At 73.9% G+C, this 5,503-nt stretch carries 5 protein-coding genes; 2 read left to right on the top strand and 3 right to left on the bottom strand.

Annotated elements, in window-relative coordinates; translation table 11 throughout:
* The first annotated feature begins 110 nt into the window (after positions 1–110).
* Complete coding sequence (locus MHW47_RS31350) at positions 111–1,349, top strand: hypothetical protein (RefSeq protein ID WP_239227257.1); 1,239 nt, start codon at positions 111–113, stop codon at positions 1,347–1,349.
* Here MHW47_RS31350 and MHW47_RS31345 read toward each other — a convergent pair.
* A complete protein-coding gene (locus MHW47_RS31345; RefSeq protein ID WP_374230178.1) occupies positions 1,324–2,817 on the bottom strand; it encodes a hypothetical protein in 1,494 nt (497 codons plus the stop codon). The genes MHW47_RS31350 and MHW47_RS31345 overlap by 26 nt on opposite strands.
* Before the next feature lie 114 nt (positions 2,818–2,931).
* Here MHW47_RS31345 and MHW47_RS31340 point away from each other — a divergent pair, with 114 nt between their 5' ends.
* Positions 2,932–4,122 carry a glycosyltransferase gene (locus MHW47_RS31340; protein WP_239227256.1) on the top strand — a complete coding sequence of 397 codons (1,191 nt, stop codon included), beginning with the start codon at positions 2,932–2,934 and terminating at the stop codon, positions 4,120–4,122.
* Here the strand turns inward: MHW47_RS31340 and MHW47_RS31335 are convergent.
* Both MHW47_RS31335 and MHW47_RS31330 read right to left on the bottom strand, forming a co-directional pair.
* The gene (locus MHW47_RS31335; RefSeq protein WP_239227255.1) at positions 4,094–4,921 is read right to left on the bottom strand and encodes a glycosyltransferase family 2 protein; all 828 of its coding nucleotides are present in this window, start codon (positions 4,919–4,921) and stop codon (positions 4,094–4,096) included. The two genes, MHW47_RS31340 and MHW47_RS31335, sit on opposite strands and share 29 nt — an antisense overlap.
* On the bottom strand, positions 4,918–5,503 hold a 586-nt coding region (locus MHW47_RS31330), incomplete at its 5' end, for a hypothetical protein (RefSeq protein WP_239227254.1). The genes MHW47_RS31335 and MHW47_RS31330, both read right to left, overlap by 4 nt.

Raw genomic sequence — 5,503 nt, 5'->3', positions numbered from 1 at the left:
CCCGACACGGCCGGGCTCACCGGCGACCCGGCCGAGACACTCGGCCTGCGCACCGTGGACGGCGGGCCCGGACCCGGACCCGGCGGCCGCAACAGCGCCGCCGGCCACAGATGAGGGCGCGCACCGCGATCGTCTGCTCGGTCGCGGACCAGGGGGTGGCGGCCCTCACCAACATCCTGGTGCTGGTCGCCGCCGCCCGGCTCTCCACCGTCGAGGGGTTCGCCCGCTTCTCCGCCGTCTACCTCGTCTTCACCGTGCTGCTCGGCGTCTTCGGCGCCTACGCCGGCCAGCCGCTCGTCCTGCGCCGGGGCGGCGGCGAGGACACCCGGGGCGCCTGCCGGTCCGCCTGCTGCTTCACCCTGCTCGCCGCCACCGCCGTCGGCGCGCCCCTCGCCGCCGTCTGCGCCCTGCTGCCCGGCTCCACGGCGGACGCCCTGATGACGCTGGGCCTGGTGCTGCCCGTCGTGCTCGGCCAGGACATCGCCCGCTACGCCTTCGCCACCCTGCACGCCCAGCACCTGGCGCTGGCCTCCGACACGCTGCGGCTGGTCTGCGTCGTCGGCGCCCTCGCCGCCCAACCCCACGGGGCACCGGCCGCCCGGCTGATCGCCGTCTGGGGCCTCTCCGCCCTGCCCGCGCTGCTGCTGTCCACCGCAGCCCTGCACCGCAGAACGGCCGGCGCCCCCCTCGCCCTGCGGCCGTTCCTCGCCAGGGGACACCTCGGCCGGCGGTTCGTCGTCGAGTTCGGCGTCGGCAACGCCACCTCGCAGCTCTCCGTGCTCGGCCTCGGCGCCGTCGGCAACCCGCTCGTCGTCGGCGCCCTGCGCGGCGCCACCACCCTCTTCGGCCCCCTCAACGTGCTGTTCACCTCCGCCACCGGCTTCGGCCCCCCGCTGCTGGGCCGCCTCCCCACCGACCGGCTCCGGGTGCGCGCCACCGCCGCGCTCGCCGCCGTCCTGGCCCTCACCGCAGCGGCCTGGGCCACCGCCCTCGCCCTGCTCCCCGACTCCCTGGGCCGCCACCTCCTCGGCGCCACCTGGCCCACCGCGGCCTCGCTGCTCCCCGCCACCGGCAGCCAGTACGCGGCGATGGCCGCCGGCACCTGCGGACTGCTGGCCCTGCGCCTCCTGGACCCGCGCACCACGCTCGCCATCCAGGTGGTGTTCTCGCTCGCCGCGGTCGCCTTCCTCACCGGCGGCTACGCCCTCGCGGGGGTACCCGGAGCCGCCTGGGGCCTGTGCCTGGGCTCCGTCTGCAAGGCGATCGCCACCTGGGTCCGGGTGGCCCGGCTGCGCCGTGCGGACACCCGGAGCCCGCTGCCGGTCAGCGCGGACGCCGCCCGGACCTGAAACTGGTCACCATCGCCAGGCACAGGGCCGCGATCGCCAGCTTCCCGGCCGCCTGGAGCAGCGGCCCGCGCAGCAGGATGAAGGTGTAGCCGGCGATCAGCGGCGCCGCGATCGCCAGCACGCTGCCGGAACCCGGTCCGTCCCGCGAGACCGCCCGCACGTAACGCCGGTCGGTGCGCGCCGCCACGTACCCGGTCAGCGCCAGCCCGCCGACCACGCCGACCGCGCCGAAGTCCACCCACAGCTCCGTCCACAGCGGCGCGGACAGGTTGGTCATGTTCATCCCCATCCACTGCCCGACGCGCACCCCGGTGTCCTCCGGCTTCCCGTTCCACACCGACCGGGGTACGAAGAAGAAGGCGGACCCCGCCAGTTGCCGCCCGTAGGTGTGGCCGCCCCGGGCACCGACCCAGGTGACGGTGTTGGCGAACATCACCGTCTGGTCGTAGTCCTTCGTGGCCAGCGGCTCGAACACCGACGACGACTGCACCGGCCGGTACCCCTCGTCGTCGTAGCGGAACCGGTCCGCGTACGGGAACAGCACCAGCGCCCCGATCACGCCCAGCGCCAGCACCGAGCGGTACATCGCGGCACTGCGCGGGAACGCCGTGAACAGCAGCGAGACCAGCACCGTGAGGAACCAGTAGCGCGCGTTCGAGATCGGGTTGTTGACGACGAGGTTGACCACCGCCAGCGCACACCAGACCAGCACCGCGGACGGCGTCCGGCGGGCCCGGCGCGAGGTCACCAGCCCGCGCGTGCAGAACAGCAGCGCCAGCAGCGCCGGCACCGTGCCGAAGCCCTTCAGAAAGGCCGAGCCCACCTGGGACCCGCCCGAGGCCACCCCGCTCTCCGCCACCGAGGCGCTGATCTCCTGCCGGCTGGAGAAGAACACCGCGGGCCCGCCCAGCTTCAGCACGTAGTACCCGCTCGCCGCGAACGCCAGGAGCACCAGCAGCCGCAGCCGCACCGGGTGCGCCGTCGCCCCCCTGCCGTCACCGCGCCCCCACCGGCGGGGGCGCAGCGGGCGCCGCGAGGCCAGCAGCGCCCCCAGGTCGAAGGCGGCGCACCCCACCAGCACCAGCGCCACCGCCGTCACCAGGTCACCGCGCGGACCCACCACCGGGGTCGGCGTCTGGCCGATGACCGCCTGGGCGAACGCCGCCACCCCCATCGCGATGTACACGAACATCCAGAACACGCCCTGGAGCAGCCGCCGCCGGGTGGAGAGGATCATCGTGGCCAGCCGCGCCCCCGAATAGCAGGTGAGCACCAGCTGCAACCAGTACGCCGTGTCGCGCAGCCCCGCGCCGGGCTGGGCGGCGATCAGCGCCGGCAGGAAACACACCAGGGCGAGGATGAGCGGCACGGCCAGGGCCCGGGACAGCATCGACCAGGACAGCGGCGCGGCCGGCCGCCCGCTCCTCCGCACCGGCGGCGGGGGTACCTCCTGGTGTACGGACACCATCAACTCCCCGTCTCCGAAAGGCGCTTGTGTAGGCACACATTAACGAATCACCACACGTGAGGAGATGTGCCGACTAGGGTGTGAGGGCCGGGAACGAGGGCGAGGGAGACCCTGGTGAAGATCCTTCACATCGTCACGCTGCACACGCCCGACCACGCCTTCGGCGGGCCGACACGGGTGGCCCTGAACCTCTCCAAGGCGCAGCGCGCCGGAGGGGACGACGCCAGGATCATGGCGCTCGGCGACGGCTTCGACGGCCCCCTGCCCGACACGGTGGAGGGCGTCCCCGTCCACCTCTTCCAGGCCCGCCACCTGCTGCCCGCGTTCGAGGTCAGCGGCATCACCTCCGCCGCCCTGCTGCGCACCGCCCACCGCATGATGCGCGGCGCCGACGTCGTCCACGTCCATCTGATGCGCGACCTGGTCACGCTGCCCGCCGCCCTGCTCGCCCTCGCCTCCGGCACCCCGCTGGTCGTGCAGACCCATGGCATGGTCGACCCCACCGAGAAGCGGGTCGCCCAGCTCACCGACCTGCTCGGGGTGCGCCGGGTGCTGCGCCGCGCCGACGCGGTGCTCCACCTCACCGAGGCCGAGCGGCTCGACGTCAACGCCGTCGCCGCACCGGTCGCGCTCACCCGGACCGTGCGCCTGGTCAACGGGGTGCGGCCGCAGGAGTTCAAGCCCGCCCGGCCCGCCGGCCGCCCGCCGACCGTGCTGTTCCTCGCCCGCATCCAGGCCCGCAAGCGCCCGGAGGACTTCGTGTCCGCCATGCCCGCCGTCCTGGCCGAGCACCCGGACGCCCGCTTCGTCCTCGCCGGACCCGACACCGGCGCCCTGCCGGGCACCCTCGACCTGGCCCGCAGGCTCGGCGTCATGGACGCGCTGGACCACGTCGGTCCCCTCGGCCACGAGGAGGTGCTGGCCGCAGGACGGGAGGCCGACGTGTACGTCCTGCCGTCGATCGAGGAGCCCCTGGGCGTCTCGGTGCTGGAGGCGATGTCCGTCGGCACCCCGGCCGTCATCACCCGCACCTGCGGGCTCGCCCCAGACGTGGCGCGGGCCGGGGCAGGCCGGGTGATCGACAGCCGCGTCGGGCAGGACGCGGCCAACGCGGACAAGGTCGCGCGGGCGGTCCTGGAGCTGCTGGAGCCGGAGGCCAACGCGGCCGCGGGCAAGGCCGCCTACGAACTGGTCAACGGGCACTTCACCATCGAGGTCGTCACCCGCACCCTCCGGCGGACCTACGAAGACGTGGTCCGCCGGAGGAAGCCGGGCGTCAGCGTATCGGCTTCTCCCGCGACTTGAGGGCGATCTGCCAGCGGTAGAAGCTCATCGCCAGGGCGAAGTCGAACCCGGCGCGCCCGTCGAGGAAGCCCCGCCGGTACACGTACATGTACGCGAACGACACCAGCGGTTTGAACGGCGCCCGGTGGAACATCTGCCCCTGCCGCGACTTCGCGCGGCGCACCTGTTCCTTGACCTCCGGATGGTGATTCAGCCACGCCTCCCAGTCCGAGTAACGGTTGTGCCGCTCGAACCACGCCGAGACCGGGTCCAGGTCCTGGTGCTCGATCGGGTGGCGCAGCGCCGCCGTGCTCTCGGCGACCGGCTGGTAGTGCCCCTCCACCTCGCCGATCCCCGGCGCGTCCAGATCGCCCACCTCCGGGTAGTGGCAGCGGGTCCGGTCGGTCAGCGAGCGTTTGCGGATGGTGTAGCCGTGCCGCAGCCGCTTCCCCGAGAACCAGTAGCCCAGCGGGATGTCGTACGCCGCCGGTTTCGGCGCGGCCGGATCGGCGAAGACCTGCCGCAGTTCGGCCAGCAGCCCGGGGCTCAGCCGCTCGTCCCCGTCGAGCAGCAGAATCCAGTCCAGGTCCGTGCGGACGTGGTCCAGACACCACTGCTTCTTCCGGGGGTGCCCCCCGTCCCAGGTGTACGGGACGACCTCGGCACCGCACTCCGCCGCGATCTTCGCCGTGTCGTCGGAGCTGTGCGAGTCCACGACGACCACCGCCTCGAAGTGGTCGATGACCGACCGCACGGCCTCCGCGATGTTGAGCCCTTCGTTCTTCGTGGGGATCGCCACGGCTATCGGCAGTTTGTTCATCCGTTGTCCCCTTCGGGCAGCCAGGCGTAGCAGCCGGTGGAGGTGAAGGCGAGTGCCGCCCCGGTGAGCGTGAGCGTGGTGCGCTTCCCGTCGGTCGAGGTGCCCGAGTCCAGCACCTTCCCGCCGCGCCCGGTCACCTCCCAGGAACAGGCGCGGGTGGGGGAGACATCGCGGTAGCGGCCGGGCCGCAGCGCCGCGCCCCGGTGCACACCGTCGGCGTAGCCGCGCGCGGCCCGGTCCGCCAGTGCCTTGTGCCGGGGGCACAGATGGGCGACGGCGGGCGCCGCGTCGGCGACCTCGCCCGTCACGACGGCACCGGCCGCCGTGTCCGGGTCCACCTTGACCAGGTAGTCCAGCCGGTCGCAGGTCTCCTGCCCGGTCTGCAGTACCGCCGCCGGGTCGGTGCCCACGGGCACCCGGCCGGTGAGGTACTCCTTCTGCTTCCTGGTGAACGTGCCGGTGGCGGGCGTCAGTCGGTCGGTGGGAACGGTGGGCGGCTCGCCGGTCCGGGAGGGCCGGGGGCCGGCGGACGCGGACGCGGAGGGCTCCGGGCCCGTTCCCGCCGCCGGCCCGGAGGCGGCG

The organism is Streptomyces sp. OfavH-34-F, from assembly GCF_022347745.1.
In the GTDB taxonomy this organism is placed as follows: domain Bacteria; phylum Actinomycetota; class Actinomycetes; order Streptomycetales; family Streptomycetaceae; genus Streptomyces.
This window is presented reverse-complemented; position numbering and strand designations above follow the sequence as displayed.